Origin of the sequence: Sphingobium sp., assembly GCF_003248505.1 — a bacterium.
Lineage (GTDB): Bacteria > Pseudomonadota > Alphaproteobacteria > Sphingomonadales > Sphingomonadaceae > Sphingobium.
This window is the reverse complement of record NZ_QFOA01000008.1, coordinates 1-18,657: the sequence shown is the minus strand read 5'-3', so window position 1 is coordinate 18,657 and position 18,657 is coordinate 1. Positions and strand designations below refer to the sequence as shown.

Here is an 18,657-nt window from a genome sequence, read left to right as displayed (position 1 = left end):
GGATGTTCAGACCGGGCGAACTGGTGAAAGGCTTCAAGGGCCGCACCGTCCCGCGTGAGCGCACGGCGCTCGCCATCTGGTTCTGGGAGATCGACCGGGTTCTCCTGTCGCTGATCGTCACGCTGATGGCGATCGGCCTCGTGGCGGTCGCCGCGGCCTCGCCCGTTGCCGCCATCGACCGGTCGACCGCGCAGATCGCCGTCAATCCGCTCATCTATTTCTACCGCCAGTTGATGTGGGTGTTCATTGGCCTTCCCATCATGCTGGTCATCTCGATGCTGCCCCGCCCGCAGGCGCGGCGGCTGGCGATCTTCTTCTGCGCCTTCTTCTTCCTGATGCTGCTGGTCGTTCCGATCCTGGGCAGCACGGTCAACGGTGCCAAGCGCTGGATCGACCTTCCCGGATTCCGGTTCCAGCCGTCCGAATTTTTGAAGCCCGCCTATGTGGTGACCATCGCCTGGCTGCTGTCGTTGCGCACCAAGGACATGAGCCTGCCGGTCATGCCGCTGACCGGCGCGCTGACCCTGCTGATCGCCGCGATCCTGATGAAGCAGCCCGACTTCGGCCAGACGGTGATCTTCCTCGCCTGCTGGGGTGTGCTGCTGCTCTTGTCGGGGCTTGAGATGCGGTGGATCGCCATGCTGGGGGGCGTGGGGCTGGCGGGGCTGGTCGGCGTCTACATGTTCTACGAAAACGGGCGGCAGCGCATCAACGACTTCCTGGGCATCGGTGTGCAGCTCGACACAGGGCCGGACCAGACCGACCTTGCCTTTCGCACGATCACCCATGGCGGCTTCACCGGCGTGGGGCCGGGCGGCGGACAGAATAAATTCCGCCTGCCCGAAGCGCACACCGACTATATCTTTTCTGTGATCGGGGAGGAATTCGGCCTCCTCGCCTGCATCGCCATCGCCTGCGTCTATCTTGCCATCGTCGTGCGGGTGCTACTGCGCCTGCTGGACGAGGAGGATAATTTCACCATCCTCGCCGCTGCGGGCCTTACCACCCAGTTCGGGTTGCAGGCGATCATCAACATGGGCGTCAATGCCCAGATATTTCCGTCGAAGGGCATGACGCTGCCCTTTATCAGCTATGGCGGCTCCTCTATGCTGGCGCTTTGTATCGGCGTCGGCCTGCTGCTCGCGTTCACGCGGCGCAATCCCTTCATGGGTCGGCACACGGTCGTCAAATGGAGTGGTCGATGAGCATTTCCCGTCACTTCGTCCTCGCTGCCGGCGGGACGGGGGGTCACATGATTCCCGCCCATGCGGTCGCGGAAGAGTTGATGGCGCGCGGCCACCGCGTCGCCTTGGTCACCGACGAGCGCGGAGCGAAAATCCCCGGCATCTTCGAAAGCGCGCAGGTGCACGTGATGCCTGCCGGGCGCATGACGAAAAACCCGGCAAGCTGGCCCGGTGCGCTGAAAGCCATCCTCGCAGGCCGCGCGATGGCCCGGCGCCTCAACGAAACCTTCCGCCCCACCGCCGTCGTCGGCTTCGGCGGCTATCCCGCCATGCCCGCTCTGCTGGGCGCGCTGGCCGATGGCATTCCCACCGCCATCCACGAACAGAACGCCGTCCTGGGGCGCGTCAATCGCCTGCTTGCCGGGCGCGTCGCCGCCATCGCCACTGCCTACCCCGACGTGCAGCGCCTCAGGCGCCGCCACGCCGCCAAGGTCCACCTGATCGGCAACCCGGTCCGCGAAGAAGTGAAGCAGCTGCGCGAGGAGGAATTTCCCGCGCTCACCGACGAAAGCGTGTTCCGTGTCCTCGTCATCGGCGGCAGCCAGGGCGCGACCATCCTGTCGAGCGTGGTGCCCGAGGGTCTCTCCATGCTCCCCGTCGCGCTCCGCCGCCGCCTTCAGGTGACGCAGCAATGCCGCGCCGAGGATATCGAGCGGGTGCGCCGGACCTATGCGGAGATGGAAATTCCCGCCGACCTCGCCACCTATTTCAACGACGTTCCCGAAAAACTCGGCTGGTCGCACCTGGTGATCGCGCGGGCGGGCGCATCGACGCTGGCCGAACTGACCTGCGCCGGTCGCCCCGCGATCCTCGTGCCGCTGCCCGGCGCGATGGACGATCACCAGACCGCCAACGCCCGCGAGATGACCGAAGCGGGCGGCGCGCGCACCATCCCGCAGTCGCGCTTCACCGCCGTCGAACTTGCCAAGCAGATGCAGAAAATGGCGATGGAGCCGGGCGCGCTTCAGAACGCGGCCAAGCGCGCATGGAATTGCGGTCGCCCCGACGCGGCGCGCGACATGGCGGACCTGCTCGAAAGCATCGGCAAGGCACCGATCATGAACGATCCCGTCAAGGTCGGCCCGACGCCGACGACGCTCAATCTCCAGGGAGTTCCCGCATGAAGGGTGTCGGCACCGACATCGGCACGATCCATTTCATCGGCATCGGCGGCATCGGCATGTCCGGCATCGCCGAGGTGATGCACAATCTGGGCTACGCGGTCCAGGGGTCCGACATGGCCGAAGGCTATGTGATCGAGGGGCTGCGGAAAAAGGGCATCAAGGTGATGATCGGCCATAAGGCCGAAAATCTGGGCGATGCTGCCGTGGTCGTCACTTCCACCGCGATCAAGCGCGGCAATCCCGAAGTCGAACTGGCGCTCGAAACCCGCATCCCCGTCATTCGTCGCGCGGAAATGCTGGCCGAACTGATGCGCCTTAAATCCACCGTCGCAGTGGCGGGCACGCATGGCAAGACGACGACCACCTCGATGGTCGCCGCGCTGCTCGATGCGGGCGGAGTGGACCCGACGGTCATTAACGGCGGCATCATCAACAGCTACGGTTCCAACGCCCGCCTCGGCAACAGCGACTGGATGGTGGTGGAAGCGGACGAAAGTGACGGCAGCTTCCTGCGTCTCGACGGCACGCTGGCGGTCGTCACGAACATCGATCCCGAACATCTCGACCATTATGGCAGCTTCGACCGGGTGAAGGACGCCTTTGTCGAGTTCGTGGGCAACGTGCCCTTCTACGGCGCGGCGATGCTCTGCCTCGATCATCCCGAAGTGCAGGCGATCCTGCCGCGCGTGCAGGACCGCCGTATCGTGACCTACGGCTTTTCGGCGCAGGCCGACATTCGCGGCGAGAATGTACAGCCCATTCCCGGCGGCAACCGCTTCGACGTGCAGATTCGTGAGCGCGACGGATCGGTCCGCCGGATCGAGGGCATCGAAATGCCGATGCCCGGCCGCCACAATGTGCTCAATGCCATGGCCGCGATCGGCGTCGCGCTTCAGATGGGCATCGACGATGCGACCGTCCAAACCGGCTTCGCCCAATTCGGCGGCGTCAAGCGGCGCTTCACCAAGGTGGGCGAGATCGCGGTGGGGGAAGGGTCTGCGACTGTCATCGACGATTACGGCCATCACCCGGTCGAGATCAAAGCCGTTCTCGCCGCCGCGCGTGAGGGCGCGAAGGGCCGTGTCGTCGCCGTCGTCCAGCCGCACCGCTTCACGCGCCTGCACGATCTGATGGACGAATTCCAGCAGGCGTTCAACGACGCCGACATCGTCTATGCGGTGCCCGTCTATACGGCGGGCGAACAGCCGATCGAGGGTGTGGACAGCGCAGCGCTGGTCGCCGGGCTCAAGCGGCGCGGCCACCGCAACGCCGCGACCGTGGTCGACGCCGACGATCTTGCCGCCCATATCGCTGCCGACATCCAGCCGGACGACATGGTCATCTGCCTCGGTGCGGGCGATATCACCAAATGGGCGGCGGGCCTTGCGCCTGCCGTCGCCGCCAAGGTCAAGGAAACCGCCTGATGTTCGAGCTGTTCACCGTCGGCCTGGAAATGCAGAAGCGCGTAATCGATGCGCAGATGAAGGGGATCGAAGTCGCCCGCGACATGGTCGATGCGGCGCAGCGCCAGGTCGAGGTAAGCCGCGCGGCAGGGCAGGCGGGCGAAGCGAACATGCGCGCGCTCAAGGGGTGGATGACCCTGTGGGGCTTTCGCTCTTGACCGCAACGGCGGCCCTTCCTCCCGTTCGCGGCTCGATCCGGCCCGACGCCCCGCTCGCCCCGCTCGTCTGGTTCAAGGCGGGCGGCGCTGCGCAATGGCTGTTCGAACCGCAGGACGCCGACGATCTTTCCGCCTTCCTGCGCGATCTCGATCCCGCCATTCCCGTCATGGCGCTGGGCCTCGGCTCCAACCTCATCGTCCGCGACGGCGGCGTGCCCGGTGTCGTCGTGCGCCTTGGCAAGGCATTTGCGCGGGTCGAGCAGGCGGACGCCACCGCGCTCGTCTGCGGCGGCGGCGCATCCGGCATCCTCGTGTCCTCGACCGCGCGGGACGCGGGCATTGCGGGCCTCGAATTTCTCCGCTCCATCCCCGGCACGGTCGGCGGGTTCGTGCGCATGAACGGCGGCGCCTATGGTCGCGAAACCCGCGACATCCTTGTCGAGGCGCAGGTCGTGCTGCGTTCGGGCGAGCGGGTGACGCTGCCCGTCGCGGACCTTGGCTATACCTATCGCCATTCGACCCTGCCCGCAGGCGCGGTGGTCGTCGGCGCGACCTTTCGCGGCCATCCCGGCGATCCTGCCGCGATCCAGGCGGAAATGGACCGTATCGCCGCCGCGCGCGAGGAAAGCCAGCCGCTGCGCAGCAAGACCGGCGGATCGACGTTCAAGAACCCGGACGGGCACCGGGCCTGGGCGCTGGTGGACGAGGCGGGCTGTCGCGGTCTTCGGGTCGGCGGCGCGCAGGTCAGCGAAAAGCACACCAATTTCCTCCTCAACACCGGCGACGCGACCAGTGCCGATATCGAAGCGCTGGGCGAGGAAGTCCGTCGCCGCGTGCGCGAAAAAAGTGGAATAGAACTGGAATGGGAAATTCAGCGCGTCGGGGTGGCGAAATGAGCCGCGGTCCCTGGCATGTCGCGGTCCTGATGGGCGGCTGGTCGGCGGAGCGTCCGGTCTCGATGTCGAGCGGGGAGGGCGTCGCCAAGGCGCTCGAATCGCGCGGTCATCGCGTCACCCGCATCGATATGGACCGCGCCGTCGCGCAGAGCCTTGCCGAAACGAAGGCGGACGTGGTTTTCAACGCGCTGCACGGCGTTCCGGGGGAGGACGGCACGATCCAGGGCCTGATGGATATCATGGGCCTGACCTACACCCATTCGGGCCTCGCTACTTCGGTCATTGCCATCGACAAGCAACTGACCAAGCAGGCGCTCGTCCCCCATGGCATCCCCATGCCCGGCGGCCATATCGTCGAAAGCGAAAGCCTGTTCGAACGCGACCCGCTGCCGCGCCCCTATGTGCTCAAGCCCGTGAACGAGGGCAGCTCGGTCGGCGTCGCCATCGTGACGGCGGAGGGCAATTACGGCAACCCCATCGGCCGCAACAGTGCAGGGCCGTGGCAGGACTTTGCCGAATTGCTGGCCGAACCCTATATTCGCGGTCGCGAACTCACCACCGCCGTGCTGGGTGAGGAAGCGCTGCTGGTCACCGAATTGCGGCCCAAGAGCGGCTTTTACGATTTCGACGCGAAATATACCGACGGCATGACCGAACATGTCTGTCCCGCCGACATCCCGCCCGAAATCACCGAAGCGTGCCGGGCGATCGCGCTGCGGGCGCACCGGCTGCTCGGCTGCAGGGGGGCGTCGCGCTCCGACTTCCGTTGGGACGACAGCCAGGGGATAGAGGGGCTGTTCCTGCTGGAGGTCAACACGCAACCGGGCATGACGCCGCTAAGCCTCGTTCCCGAACAGGCGGCGAAGCTGGGGATTGACTATGCGACGCTGGTCGAGATGATCGTGGAGGAGGCGCTGACCCGCGCCGGGGGGCAGAAGCATGGCTGAAGCACGCATCCGTCGCGGCGGCACCGCCCGGCTCAGCAGCGCGAAGGGGCGGGCGACCAGGGGCGGTCGCGGGCGCGCGCTCAAGCGTCGCAGCTGGGTCGACAACCTGATCGAAATCCTCCCCGTCAGCGAAGCCACGCTTCAGCGCATGGCCAGCTGGGCCATCGTCGGCATCGTCGGCGGCATCGTCATCGCCATCGCCATTTTCGCAGGCGTGCCCGGCATGATGCGGGCGCAGGCCGCCGATCTCGCCGCGCGTGCCGGGTTCGAAGTCGACAAGGTCGAGGTGCGCGGCGTGGAACGGATGGACGAACTGTCGGTCTACAACATCGCTCTGGGACAGGTGGACCGCTCGATGCTCTCGCTCGACCTGCCCAAGGTCCGCGACGAGATGCTGAAGCTCGGCTGGGTCAAGGACGCGCGCATTTCCCGGCGTCTGCCCGACACGCTCGTCGTCGACATCGTCGAGCGGGAACCGGTGGCGGTGTGGCAGCATAATGGCCAGCTTCACCTCATCGACGTGAACGGCGTGGTGTTGCAATCGGTGTCCGCCAGCGCGATGCCCGACCTGCCGCTGGTCGTCGGCCCCAATGCGAATACGCAGACGGCGGGCCTCAACAAGCTGATGGAAAATGCCCCGGCATTGAAACCCATGCTGGCGGGCGCGACCTGGGTCGGCAATCGCCGCTGGGACCTGCGCTTCCAGTCGGGCGAAACGCTTTCGCTGCCCGAAGGCGAGCGTTCCTCCGCCTCCGCCCTCGTCAATTTCGCGCGGATGGACGGGGTAAACCGGCTGCTGGGCCGTGGCATCGTGAAGTTCGACATGCGCGATCCCGACCGCTTCGTCCTGCGCCTGCCGCAGGGCCAGGTGCAGGAAAAGCCGACCGACGCCGCAAGCGCCAAGGCTTCGACGCCGGGCGAGGAAGGCTGATCCCATGGCGCAGCCCAAGGTCGAAAAGCTCATTACGGCGGTCGACATTGGCTCCTGGAAAGTGTCGGCGCTGATCGCCGGTCGCACCGACACGGGCGAACTCGCGATCCTGGGGACGGGCCAGCGGGAAAGCCGGGGCGTGCGGCGCGGCTTCATCGCCGACATGGAGCGCACCGAACTTGCAGTGCGGGAAACCGTCGAGCAGGCCGAACGCGTCGCAGGCACCAACATCGAGGATGTGTGGGTCAGCTTTTCGGGCGGCAGCCTGGTCAGCGATGTCGTCACGGTCGAACGGGACATGGGCGGCTATCGCGTCGAGCAGGCCGATATCGACGATCTGCTGACGACCGGGCAACAGGGCATCGATCCCGACGGCCGCGTCGTGCTCCATGCGCAACCGACCTGCTTCACCATCAACGGCAAGGTGCCGGTGAAGAAGCCGCTGGGGATGCACGCCGACCTGCTGGGCGTCGACATCCATGTCGTGCTGGCCGACGGCGCGCCGCTCGCCAATCTCGACCTGTGCGTGCGCGGCGCCTATCTCAACGTCAATTCGATCGTCGCTGCGCCGATCGCGACCGGCCTTGCCTGCTTGTCGGAGGAGGAGCGCGACCTGGGTGTCGCCCTGGTGGAGATGGGTGCGGGCGTCACCAATGTGTCGCTCTATGCGGGTGGGATGCTGGTCGGGCTGCACTCCATCGCCATGGGCGCGTCGGACATTACCGACGATATCGCCTCGGCCTTCGGCATCCGTCGCAGCCAGGCGGAGCGGATCAAATGCTTCTACGGTTCGGCGATGCAGAACCCCCGCGATTTTCGCGAAATGATCGAGATCGCGGCGCCCCATGGCGACAGCGCGCTGCCGGGGCAGGTCGCCGGGCCCAATGCCGAAGGCGGCAAGATCACGCGCGCGGCGCTCGTCGGCGTGATTTGCGAACGGCTGAACCGGATCATGATCGAGGTGAATGCGGCGCTGTCGGGCATGGGCTTTCATTCGACCGGGCGGCAGGTGGTGCTGACCGGCGGCGGCGCCGAAATGAAGGGCATCGCCGACTATGCGCAGGGCGCGCTGGGCCGCGCAGTGCGCGTCGGGCGTCCGCGCGGCCTTGCCGCCATGCCCGAAGCGCATAGCGGCCCTGCCTTCGCGACACTGGCGGGACTGGCGCTTTACGGCGCTTCCAACCCGGTTGATCTCCGCGCGATGGCGCCCGCGCCGCAGACCGTGCATCGACTGGGGACGCCGATGTGGTGGCAAAGGATGATGCGCGCGATCAAGACGAACTATTGACCGGACAAAATTGCGCTTCGGTGAAAATAGCTGGTGAAAAAGGCTGTTTTCTGGTGTTAACAGAAGATGACGGTGTCGCTTCCTGACGAGGAAGCTGAGGGAGCTAATATTATGAGCATTGAGATCAGCCCGCCCCATGTGGACGAACTGAAGCCGCGTATTGCGGTCATCGGCGTCGGCGGCGCGGGCGGCAATGCCATCGCCAACATGATCGCCGCCTCGGTGGAGGGCGTGGACTTCATCGTGGCCAATACCGACGCGCAGGCACTCAACAGCTCGCCCGCCGAACGCCGCATCCAGCTCGGCCCGCAGATTACCGAGGGTCTGGGCGCGGGCTCGCGTCCCGAAATCGGGAAGGCAGCGGCGGAAGAAACCATCGCCTCGGTCGAAGATGCGCTCAACGGCGCGCACATGTGCTTCATCACCGCCGGCATGGGCGGCGGCACCGGCACGGGCGCTGCGCCCGTTATCGCCAAGGCCGCGCGCGACCGCGGTATCCTGACCGTCGGCGTCGTGACGAAGCCCTTCACCTTCGAGGGCAACCGTCGCATGAAGTCGGCGGAAAGCGGGATCGAGGAACTGCAAAAGCATGTCGATACCCTCATCGTCATCCCGAACCAGAATTTGTTCCTGATCGCCAACCCCAACACCACCTTCAAGGAAGCCTTCCAGATGGCGGACGAGGTGTTGCAACAGGGGGTGCGCTCGATCACCGACCTCATGATCATGCCGGGCCTCATCAACCTCGATTTCGCCGACGTGCGGTCGGTGATGGGCGAAATGGGCAAGGCGATGATGGGCACCGGCGAAGCCGAAGGCGACGGTCGCGCGCTCCAGGCGGCGGAAAAGGCGATCGCCAACCCCCTGCTCGACGGCGTATCGATGCGCGGCGCCAAGGGCGTCATCGTCTCGATCGTGGGCGGCGACGACATGCGCCTCATGGAAGTGGACGAGGCCGCGAACCACATTCGCGAACTGGTCGATCCCGATGCGAACATCATCTGGGGCAGCGCCTTCAACGACAATCTCAACGGCAAGATCCGCGTGTCCGTGGTGGCGACCGGCATCGACAACGACACCGGCCAGCAGGCCCAGCCGCTGACGCAGCCGTTCAGCTTCGCGAGCCGTCCTTCGGTGTCGGTGCCGCAGTCGGCCCCCGCCGTGCCCAGGCCCGCCGCTCCCGCGACGCCCGCCACCTCTGCCAAGGCGCCGGAGCCCGAAGCGCTCGAACTCGACGTGCCCGAAGCGCCCGCGCCGGTTCAGCCTGCCGCCGCGCCTTTCTCCCCGCCCAAGCCCGCAGCGGTCTTCTCCGACGAAAATCCCGATGAAGACGAACTGGTGCTGGACGCGGAAAGCGCCGCGCCGCCCGCTCCGGCTCCTGCCGCCGCGCCCGCACCCCGCGTCTCGACCGGCGGCACGCTGTTCGAACGCATGGCGGGCCTCACGCGCGGCAGCGAAAAGGGTCCGGGTGCGGACGATACGGCCACCGGCGTCGACATCCCGCGTTTCCTCAATCGCCAGAACAACCAGTAAAGGGCGCGGCTCGGCCCGCCTTGTCAGGAAAGCGCGCCATCGACCGTTCAAGGCGGTCCGGCGCGCTTTTTCATGCCATCCATTCCCCATGCGGAAGCATTGTGATTAAGAGCCGGACGTGAAACCCATCCCTTTCCTGATTTCCGCCCTCGCTCTCACTGCCTCTCTGCCCTTCGCCGCGCAGGCCCAGTCGGATCAGGCGCAACTCACGCGTCCGCTCGGGGCGGCTGACCTCAACAGCAATCTTGCGCGCCTCGCTGCCAATCCCCGCGACATGAACGCGTTGATCGGTGCCGGCGAAGCGGCGCTGGCGCTCGACGATCCGCGCGCCGCGGCGGGCTTTTTCGCCCGCGCCGACGCGGTGCAGAGCGGCAACGGTCGGGTGAAGGCGGGGCTGGGCCGGGTGATGCTCAAGCTCCAGAATCCCGCCGAGGCGTTGCGTCAGTTCAACGAGGCCACGCGGCTCGGCTATTCCGAAACCGGCGTTCTTTCCGATCGCGGTCTTGCACGGGACATGACCGGCGACCAGGCCGGGGCGCAGCGCGACTATCAGGCGGCGCTTGCCCGCACGCCGCAGGACGACGAACTCATCCGCCGATACGCGGCCTCGCTCGGCATCGCGGGGCAGGTGGAGGCGGCGGACAAGGTGCTCGAACCGCTACTCTACAAAAGCGACCGGGCCGCCTGGCGCTACCGCGCGTTCATCTATGCGATGAACAACAAGCAGGCCGAAGCGCGCAAGGTCGCGCTCCAGACCATGCCGGAACAGCTGGCGACCGCGATCACGCCCTATATGCAGAAAATGCCGTATCTGACCGCCGCGCAGAAAGCTGCGGCGGTGCATTTCGGTCACTTCCCGCAACGCATCGGCACCACCGTGGTCGCCATCGTGCCGACCCCGCCCGCGCCCGGTGTCGCCATCGGATCGCGACCGCCGGCTGCCACGTCCACGACCGTTGCGGCGGCGACTCCGCAGACACGACCTCTCAGCCGCGCCGAGCAACGCCGCCAGCGCCGGGAGGCCCAGCGGCTTGCCAGCGCACAGGGCCTTGCCGCGACCCGCGCCGCCCCCGTGCCACAGCCCGCGCAGTCGCAACCGACCCCGCAGCAATCCTCGCAGCCGCAACTGGCGCAGGCGCAGCCCACCCCGGCGCAACCCACGGCGCGCGCCACCCCCGCGACCACGCAGCCCCTGCCTGCATCGACACGCCAGCCCGCGACTCCGCTGCCTGCTTCCCCCGTTTCGCGTCCGTCCACACCGGTCGCCAGCGCGCCGCAACCGACTCCGCAGCCTGCGCCTCAGCCGACGGCTACGCCTCAGTCCACGCCTATGCCTACGCGGCAGTCCAATGCCACGACCGCCACGCCGGTTCAGGGGCCGCCCGCACCCGGCTTCGAAACGCTTGCGTCCAGGACGCCGCCATCTTCCTCCGCGACGCTCCCGGCTTCGACACCTTCCGCCGCGCCCACCCCTGCGCAGGCTGCGACCGCCGCCCCGGTCCAGACCGCCGCCGCCCCGCCGCCGCCATCGCCGGTGCAGCAGCCCAACCCGGAAGCGACCCGCACGCTCGCCGACATCATCCGCGCCATCGACGTGCCGGCGACCGAGCGGGAGGCGCGCGTCGCCGCCGTCAATCTGGACGAAGTCGCCGCGCTCCAGACGCAGCGGCGCGCGGAAAAGCAGGCGGCGGCCAAGGCGGCCGCCGACAAGGCCAAGAAGGAAGCCGCAGCCAAGGCGAAGGCCGAAGCCGATGCAAAGGCCAAGGCGCAGGCCGAAGAGAAAAAGCGCCTTGCCGCAAACCCGTCGCGCAACTGGCTTCAGGTCGGCGTGGGGCAAAGCAAGTCCGCTCTCGCCTTCACGATGAAGGGTTTGCGTCGCAAATATGATGCCCTTGGCGGACAGGACGCCTGGAGCGCCGGGTGGGGCCGCACCAATCGCCTGCTCGTGGGCCCGTTCCCCAGCTTCACCCGCGCCAGGGAACTGGAAACGAAGCTCAAGGCGGGCGGCGCGGACGTGTTCGCGTGGAAAAGCGACGCGGGAGAGGTGGTGGAGAAGCTTTCGGGCGAGTAAGGGGCGGGCATGACCAGCAGCCTTGCGTCCTATGCCTGCCACCCCGACGCCAGCCGGGGCCGCCTCCATCCCGAGGAGGGTGGGGAGGTGCGCGGCCCGCGCGATATCTTTCAGCGCGACCGCGATCGCATCATCCACTCCATCGCCTTCCGCCGCCTGCGCCACAAGACGCAGGTGTTCGTGTCTCCCGACGGCGATCATTTCCGCGTCCGCCTGACCCACAGCCTCGAAGTCGCGCAGATCGGGCGCACCACCGCGCGCACGCTGGGGTTGAACGAGGATCTGACCGAAGCGCTCTGCCTCGCGCACGATATCGGTCACCCGCCCTTCGGCCATGCGGGGGAGGATGCGCTGGAGGTCGCGCTGGAGGCGCATGGCGGCTTCGATCACAACGCGCATACGCTGCGCACGCTGATGCTGCTCGAAAGCCCCTATCCACGGTTTCGCGGCCTCAATCTCAGTTGGGAAATGCTGGAGGGGCTGGCCAAGCATAACGGGCCTGTCACGCGTCCCGGCTGGGCGATGCGGGAACTGGACGCGATGGTGTCGCTCGACCTTCAAAGCCATGCCTCGCTCGAAGCGCAACTGGCGGCGATTTCCGACGACATCGCTTATGACAATCACGACATCGACGATGGGCTGCGCGCCGGGCTGCTGACCCTCGACCAGTTGCTGGAGGTGCCGCTGGTGCGCCTGTGCTGGGACCGGGTGCGCGCGCGCTATCCCGATGTGCCGCAGGACCGGCTGCTGCGCGAACTCGTGCGCGAACAGATCGGCGTCATGGCGAACGACCTCATCGCTTCCACCCGCCGCAACATCGCCGACGCGGGCGTGGAGACGGTGGAGGATGTCCGCGCGCTCGGGCGCACGCTCGTCTGCTTTTCGCCCGACCTGACCGCACAGGAACGCGAACTCAAGCGCTTCATGTATGCGACGCTCTATCATCACCCCGAACAATTGGCCGCCGCCGACCGCGCGCGGATTATCGTGACCGACCTGTTCCGCGCCTATCGGGCCGATCCCACGCTGATGCCGACCGAATGGCGCGACGATTGCGCGGGCGATGAACCCGCGCGTAGCCGCCACATCGCCGATTTCATCGCCGGCATGACGGATCGCTACGCCGAGAAACGCCATGCGGAAATTTTCGGAAGCCTCCCGGCGGCGTGACCCGTGGGAGGGGCATCGCCCCACATCGAGCAAAGCGATTGACGCGCCGCGTCCTTTGACGCAAGGCAACGGGCGTCTCCGGCGGATTCGTCCGTCGGGCACGATGCGGGAGAGCATGGGCGGCCTTTCAGGCATGACCCGTCGCCGAAGGAGCAACCGCCCCGGAATCTCTCAGGCCAAAGGACCGCATCGCGCTGGGCACTCTGGAAAGCGGACGCGTGCAAAACCCGTCCCACCGAAGGGGTAAGCCATGTGGCCTTCTCGCCACTGGTCAAAGCTCTCAGGTTCCGTGACAGAGGGGGTGGCAGCGAGTCCGGCCCGCAGGGCGGGCTATCCCTGTCGCCATGCGACCCCTCACGGAAAGGCCGGCTTCATGACCGCCAATGACGACATCGCCCATCTGGAAGAAGAACTGCCCTTGCAGGAACTGCCGCTCGATGCGTGGCACCGGGCGAAGGGCGCGCGCATGGTGGGCTTTGCGGGCTATCACATGCCGATCCAGTATGAAGGCATCATGGCCGAACATCTTTGGACCCGCGAACATGCGGGCCTGTTCGACGTCAGCCATATGGGCCAGCTCAGCTTTTCGGGCGCCGATGGGACCGAAGGCGTGGACGACGCGCTGGAACAGCTGCTCCCCGCCGATATCAGGGGGTTGAAGCCCTTCCGCCAGCGCTATTCGATGCTGCTGGACGAGGAAGGCGGCATCCTCGACGACCTCATGGTCTCACGGCTGGGGGACGGCGCGTTCGACGGCGCGGCGGTCTATATGGTCGTGAACGGTGCGACCAAATATGACGATATCGGCTGGATGATCGAGCATCTGCCCGACGAAGTGGTGATGAACCACATGGACGATCAGGCGCTTCTGGCGCTGCAGGGGCCCGAAGCCGGTGCCGCTTTGGCCGCGCTGATCCCCGAAACCGCCGACCTCCTGTTCATGCAGTCCGGCCTGTTCCGGTGGCGCGGCGTGTCGCTGTGGATCAGCCGGTCGGGTTATACCGGCGAGGACGGGTTCGAAATCAGCGTCCCCGCCGACGACGCGACGTTGCTTGCCGACGCGCTGTGCGCCTTGCCGCAGGTGAAGCCGATCGGCCTTGGTGCGCGCGATTCGCTGCGGCTGGAGGCAGGACTGCCGCTCTATGGGCACGATCTGACGCCCGCCGTCGGCCCCATCGGCGCGGACCTGGGGTTCGCGATCGGCAAGCGCCGGCGCGAAGAGGGGGGCTTCATCGGCCACGCCCGCGTCGCACGGGAACTGGCGGATGGCCCCGGCACCCGCCGCGTGGGCCTCCGGATCGAGGGCCGCCTGCCTGCCCGCGAAGGCGCGAAAATCTATGCAGGCGCGGTCGAAGTCGGCGAAGTCACTTCCGGCGGCTTCGCCCCCAGTGTCGGCGCGCCCATCGCCATGGGATGGGTCAGCCTGCCCCACGCCGCCCCCGATACGCCGCTCGAAATCGAAGTGCGCGGCAAGCGCATCGCCGCTGTGGTTGCGCCGATGCCGTTCGTTCCGCATCGGTATCGCCGCAAGGCCTGACTTTCACCACCTTTTGCCGAAGGGAAGTATCTGTATGAGCCGCTATTTCACCGACGAACATGAATGGATCGACGTCGAGGGCGAAATCGCCACCGTCGGCATCACCGACTATGCGCAGGAGCAGCTGGGCGACATCGTGTTCGTCGAACTGCCTGCCGAAGGCACTGCCTTCGAAAAGGGCGACGACGCCGCCGTCGTCGAATCGGTCAAGGCCGCGTCCGACGTCTACGCACCCATTTCGGGCGAAGTCGTCGAAAGCAACGGCGCGCTGGAGGACGAACCGGCTCTGGTCAACAGCGACGCGGAGGAGGACGGCTGGTTCTTCAAGCTGCGCATCGCCGATGCGGCCGAACTGGAAGGCCTCATGAACGAAGCCGCCTACAAGAAGTTCGTCGCCAGCCTTTGATCTTTTGAACGCCACTCCCGCGCGGGCGGGGGTGGCGGAACGGGAAACAGACATGCGCTACCTACCCCTTACCGACAGCGACCGGCAGGAGATGCTCTCCGTCGTCGGCGCGTCTTCCATCGACGACCTGTTCGTGGACGTGCCTGCGCAGGCGCGTCTTTCCGGCCCGATCGAGGGGCTTGCGCCCCATGCGAGCGAGCTGGCGGTCGAACGCCACATGAGCGCGCTGGCGCGGAAGAACCTGTCGGCGGGCGAGGCGCCCTTTTTCCTGGGGGCAGGGGCCTATCGCCACCATGTGCCTGCCAGCGTCGATCACCTGATCCAGCGCGGCGAATTCCTCACCGCCTACACGCCTTACCAGCCGGAAATCGCGCAGGGCACGCTTCAGGTGCTGTTCGAATTCCAGACGCAGGTCGCGCGTCTGCTGGGCTGCGATGTCGCCAATGCGTCCATGTATGACGGTTCCACCGCCTGCTGGGAAGCGATCGTCATGGCGCGCCGCATCACCAAGCGGGGCAAGGCGCTGCTCTCGTCGGGCCTCCACCCGCATTATGTTTCGGTGTCGCAGACGATGGCGAAATTCACCGGCGACGCGCTGGTCCATGACGCGCCCACGCTGGACGCCGCGACAGACATCGACGCGCTGGTCGCCGGGATCGACCGGGACACGTCCTGCGTCGTGGTACAGTATCCCGACATTCTGGGCCGCATCGCCGACCTGACCCCGCTGGCCGACGCCGCCCATGCGGCAGGCGCGCTGCTGATCGCGGTCGTGACCGAGCCGGTTGCGCTGGGCGCGTGCCGCGCGCCGGGCCATATGGGCGCGGACATCGTCGTGGGCGAAGGCCAGTCGATCGGCGTCGGTCTCCAGTTCGGCGGGCCTTATCTCGGCCTGTTCGCGTGCAAGCAGAAATATGTCCGCCAGATGCCGGGCCGCCTGTGCGGCGAGACGGTGGACGCGGCGGGCAAGCGCGGCTTCGTGCTGACGCTCTCCACCCGTGAGCAGCATATCCGCCGCGAAAAGGCGACCTCCAACATCTGCACCAATTCGGGCCTGTGCGCGCTCGCGTTCAGCATCCACATGACGCTGCTGGGCGAAAAGGGCCTTCGCGAACTGGCGGGGCTCAACCACGCATTCGCGGTGCAGGCGGCGGATCGCCTGGCGACAGTGCCGGGCGTTACCCTGCTCAACGACAGCTTCTTCAACGAATTCACGCTGGTCCTGCCGAAGGATGCGCGGGAAACGGTGCGCCGTCTCGCCGACAGGGGCGTGCTCGGCGGCGTGTCGCTGGGTCGCCTGTTCCCCAAGGCGCCCGATCTTGCCAACGGCCTGATCGTCGCCGTCACCGAAACCACCACGCCCGAAGATGTCGAAGCGCTCGCCGTGGCGCTGGAGGAGGAACTGGCATGACCATGCTCAAGGAAGGTCGCCCCACTGCGCCGCAGGCCGCGGACGAAGCGCATATGGCACCTGTCACCGCCACCGGAAACCGCGCGCTGATGCTGGAGGAGAAGCTGATCTTCGAGATCGGCTCGACCGAAACGACCGGCGTCGATTTCGCGCAGGCGCCGCAGGTCGAAAGCCGCCTCGGCACGCTGGCCCGCACCGACGCCATCGGCCTGCCCGGCCTGTCGGAGCAGGAGACGGTGCGTCACTATACCCGCCTCAGCCGCCAGAATTATGCCATCGACCTTGGCCTGTTTCCGCTCGGCTCCTGCACGATGAAGCATAATCCGCGCCTCAATGAGAAGGTGGCCCGGTTGGCCGGCTTCGCCGATATCCATCCGCTGCAACCGCAGTCGACGGTGCAGGGTGCGCTCGACGTCATCAACCAGCTGGCGGTCTGGCTCATCAAGCTGACCGGAATGCACGGCGTCGCCATGACGCCCAAGGCGGGCGCGCATGGCGAACTGTGCGGCCTGCTGTGCATCCGCGCCGCGCTCGAAGCGCGCGGCGACGCGCGTCAGGTCGTGCTGGTGCCCGAAAGCGCGCATGGCACCAATCCCGCCACCGCGGCCTTTTGCGGCTACAAGGTGGAGGATATCCCCGCGACCCCGGACGGTCGCGTCGACCTGGAAGCGCTGAAAGCCCGGCTCGGCCCGGATGTGGCGGCGGTGATGATCACCAATCCCAACACCTGCGGCCTGTTCGAACGCGACATGAAGGTGATTTCCGATGCGGTCCATGCCGCCGGGGCCTTCGTCTATTGCGACGGCGCGAACTTCAACGCCATCGTCGGGCGCGTGCGCCCCGGCGACCTCGGCGTCGATGCGATGCACATCAACCTGCACAAGACCTTTTCCACGCCGCACGGCGGGGGCGGTCCCGGCTCCGGCCCGGTGGTGCTCAGCGAAGCGCTCGCGCCCTTCGGTCCGCTGCCCTACACCGCGCGCATGGCCGACGGCACCATCCACCTTATCGAGGAGGACAATGTCGGGGAGGAAATGCCGCAAAGCTTCGGACGCATGTGTGCCTTCCACGGCCAGATGGGCATGTTCACCCGCGCGCTGACCTATATCCTCAGCCATGGCGCGGACGGCCTGCGCCAGGTGGCGGAAGACGCCGTCCTCAACGCCAACTATGTGCTGCGCAGCCTCGACGATGTGCTCGATGCGCCCTTCGGACCCAGCGGCCCGTGCATGCATGAGGCGTTGTTCAGCGACAAGGGGTTCGCGGACGGCTTTACCACGCTCGACGTGGCCAAGGGGCTGATCGACGAAGGCTTCCACCCGATGACCATGTATTTCCCGCTGGTCGTCCACGGCGCGATGCTGGTCGAACCGACCGAAACGGAAAGCAAGGCGGCGCTCGACCAGTTCATCATGGCGCTGCGCAGCCTCGCGCAGCGGGCGAAGGCCGGGGACGAAGCGCTCAAGGGCGCGCCCTACCACGCCCCGCGTCGTCGCCTCGACGAAACGCTGGCGGCGCGCAAGCCGGTGCTGAGCTGGACCGAGGCGGAGGTGGCGCAAGCCGCCGAATGAGCGTCTGGGTTCCGGGCGAAGCGGGCGCGGCAGGCGAAAAACGCCACGCGCCCGCCACGTTGCGAAATCGTAACGCTATCGTAACGATACTTCGGGGCATGCTTCCGCCCTCCGGCCTCGTGCTGGAGGTCGCGAGCGGAAGTGGCGAGCATGCTGTCCACTTCGCTGTCTCCTTTCCGCGGCTAGACTGGCAACCGACCGACCCGGATTCCGCTGCCCTGTCGTCCATCGCGGCTTGGGCGGCGGAGGCCGCAGTCCCCAATCTGCGCGCACCGATCCGCCTCGATGCGATGGCGCCGGACTGGCCCATCGCCAGCGCCGACGCCATTCTCTGCATCAACATGGCGCATATCAGCCCGTGGGAAGCCACGGTCGGTCTGTTCACCCAGGCGGCTAGGCTGCTGGAGCCGGGCGCACCGCTCATCCTCTACGGTCCATGGTTCTGTACAGACGCGCCCGCCGCGCCCAGCAACATCGCCTTCGACGCGGACCTGCGCGCTCGCAATCCCGCATGGGGCGTCCGGCAACTGGAGCAGGCCGACGCTCTTGCCGCCCGCACCGGCTTCCACCCCGCTGTCGTGCATCCCATGCCGGCCAACAATCTGACGCTGCTGTTCCGGCGCGCAGGGTAGGCGGGGCGGCGACTGAAACAGACTTTAATTCACGCGTCCTCCGGGATAGGGGGAAGCGCCATGCCGTCGCACCTGTCCGATCTCGTTCGTGAGGAATTGCTGCTCGCCGCCGACCCGCGCGCCGTTGCCATGGCGGACGCGCTTGCCGCCCGTTATCCGGCCGCCGCGCGTGCCGTGCTGTTTTACGGATCGTGCCTGCGCGAAGCCCATCTCGACGGGCTGATGCTCGACTTCTACCTCATCGTGTCGGACTATGCCGCCGCCTATGGCAAGGG

Annotated in this window: 16 protein-coding genes, 1 pseudogene and 2 riboswitches; all 17 genes and pseudogenes read left to right on the top strand. The window is 66.8% G+C overall.

The features are described 5' to 3' along the window. Positions 1 to 2: 2 nt before the first annotated feature. Positions 3 to 1,205, top strand: a complete 1,203-nt coding sequence (locus DI606_RS05350) for an FtsW/RodA/SpoVE family cell cycle protein (protein WP_293980481.1) — start codon at positions 3 to 5, stop codon at positions 1,203 to 1,205. Further along, a complete protein-coding gene (gene murG / locus DI606_RS05345) occupies positions 1,202 to 2,368 on the top strand; it encodes an undecaprenyldiphospho-muramoylpentapeptide beta-N-acetylglucosaminyltransferase (RefSeq protein ID WP_293980381.1) in 1,167 nt (388 codons plus the stop codon). The genes DI606_RS05350 and murG overlap by 4 nt, the downstream gene beginning before the upstream one ends. Beyond that, positions 2,365 to 3,792 (top strand): UDP-N-acetylmuramate--L-alanine ligase, encoded by a 1,428-nt coding sequence (gene murC / locus DI606_RS05340; RefSeq protein ID WP_293980380.1) that lies wholly within the window; start codon positions 2,365 to 2,367, stop codon positions 3,790 to 3,792. The genes murG and murC overlap by 4 nt, the downstream gene beginning before the upstream one ends. Further along, positions 3,792 to 3,989 carry a hypothetical protein gene (locus tag DI606_RS05335; protein WP_293980378.1) on the top strand — a complete coding sequence of 66 codons (198 nt, stop codon included), beginning with the start codon at positions 3,792 to 3,794 and terminating at the stop codon, positions 3,987 to 3,989. Before murC ends, DI606_RS05335 begins: the two co-directional genes overlap by 1 nt. Next, positions 3,986 to 4,885: a UDP-N-acetylmuramate dehydrogenase gene (gene murB, locus DI606_RS05330; protein WP_293980376.1), complete on the top strand. Its 900-nt coding sequence runs from the start codon at positions 3,986 to 3,988 to the stop codon at positions 4,883 to 4,885. Before DI606_RS05335 ends, murB begins: the two co-directional genes overlap by 4 nt. Continuing rightward, positions 4,882 to 5,832, top strand: coding sequence for a D-alanine--D-alanine ligase (locus DI606_RS05325; protein ID WP_293980374.1), 951 nt, complete (start codon positions 4,882 to 4,884; stop codon positions 5,830 to 5,832). Before murB ends, DI606_RS05325 begins: the two co-directional genes overlap by 4 nt. Beyond that, positions 5,825 to 6,763: a cell division protein FtsQ/DivIB gene (locus tag DI606_RS05320; RefSeq protein ID WP_293980372.1), complete on the top strand. Its 939-nt coding sequence runs from the start codon at positions 5,825 to 5,827 to the stop codon at positions 6,761 to 6,763. Before DI606_RS05325 ends, DI606_RS05320 begins: the two co-directional genes overlap by 8 nt. 4 nt (positions 6,764 to 6,767) lie before the next feature. Then, a complete protein-coding gene (ftsA, locus tag DI606_RS05315; protein WP_293980371.1) occupies positions 6,768 to 8,051 on the top strand; it encodes a cell division protein FtsA in 1,284 nt (427 codons plus the stop codon). Positions 8,052 to 8,162: 111 nt separating this feature from the next. Continuing rightward, positions 8,163 to 9,584, top strand: coding sequence for a cell division protein FtsZ (gene ftsZ / locus DI606_RS05310; protein ID WP_293980370.1), 1,422 nt, complete (start codon positions 8,163 to 8,165; stop codon positions 9,582 to 9,584). A 118-nt stretch (positions 9,585 to 9,702) separates the two neighbouring features. Next, positions 9,703 to 11,655 (top strand): SPOR domain-containing protein, encoded by a 1,953-nt coding sequence (locus tag DI606_RS05305; protein WP_293980368.1) that lies wholly within the window; start codon positions 9,703 to 9,705, stop codon positions 11,653 to 11,655. A 9-nt stretch (positions 11,656 to 11,664) separates the two neighbouring features. Further along, the gene (locus DI606_RS05300) at positions 11,665 to 12,825 is read left to right on the top strand and encodes a deoxyguanosinetriphosphate triphosphohydrolase (protein WP_293980367.1); all 1,161 of its coding nucleotides are present in this window, start codon (positions 11,665 to 11,667) and stop codon (positions 12,823 to 12,825) included. 96 nt (positions 12,826 to 12,921) lie between these two features. After that, positions 12,922 to 13,022, top strand: a riboswitch (glycine riboswitch). A 2-nt stretch (positions 13,023 to 13,024) separates the two neighbouring features. Continuing rightward, positions 13,025 to 13,125: riboswitch (glycine riboswitch) on the top strand. A gap of 73 nt (positions 13,126 to 13,198) precedes the next feature. Next, positions 13,199 to 14,362, top strand: coding sequence for a glycine cleavage system aminomethyltransferase GcvT (gene gcvT / locus DI606_RS05295; protein WP_293980366.1), 1,164 nt, complete (start codon positions 13,199 to 13,201; stop codon positions 14,360 to 14,362). Between the two features lie 34 nt (positions 14,363 to 14,396). Then, positions 14,397 to 14,768: a glycine cleavage system protein GcvH gene (gene gcvH, locus DI606_RS05290; RefSeq protein WP_293980365.1), complete on the top strand. Its 372-nt coding sequence runs from the start codon at positions 14,397 to 14,399 to the stop codon at positions 14,766 to 14,768. A gap of 52 nt (positions 14,769 to 14,820) precedes the next feature. After that, positions 14,821 to 16,179, top strand: a complete 1,359-nt coding sequence (gene gcvPA / locus DI606_RS05285) for an aminomethyl-transferring glycine dehydrogenase subunit GcvPA (RefSeq protein WP_293980364.1) — start codon at positions 14,821 to 14,823, stop codon at positions 16,177 to 16,179. After that, the gene (gcvPB, locus tag DI606_RS05280; RefSeq protein WP_293980362.1) at positions 16,176 to 17,750 is read left to right on the top strand and encodes an aminomethyl-transferring glycine dehydrogenase subunit GcvPB; all 1,575 of its coding nucleotides are present in this window, start codon (positions 16,176 to 16,178) and stop codon (positions 17,748 to 17,750) included. The genes gcvPA and gcvPB overlap by 4 nt, the downstream gene beginning before the upstream one ends. Beyond that, complete coding sequence (locus DI606_RS05275) at positions 17,747 to 18,382, top strand: DUF938 domain-containing protein (protein WP_293980360.1); 636 nt, start codon at positions 17,747 to 17,749, stop codon at positions 18,380 to 18,382. Before gcvPB ends, DI606_RS05275 begins: the two co-directional genes overlap by 4 nt. 60 nt (positions 18,383 to 18,442) lie before the next feature. Further along, positions 18,443 to 18,657, top strand: a pseudogene (locus DI606_RS05270) (hypothetical protein); the annotation flags it as partial.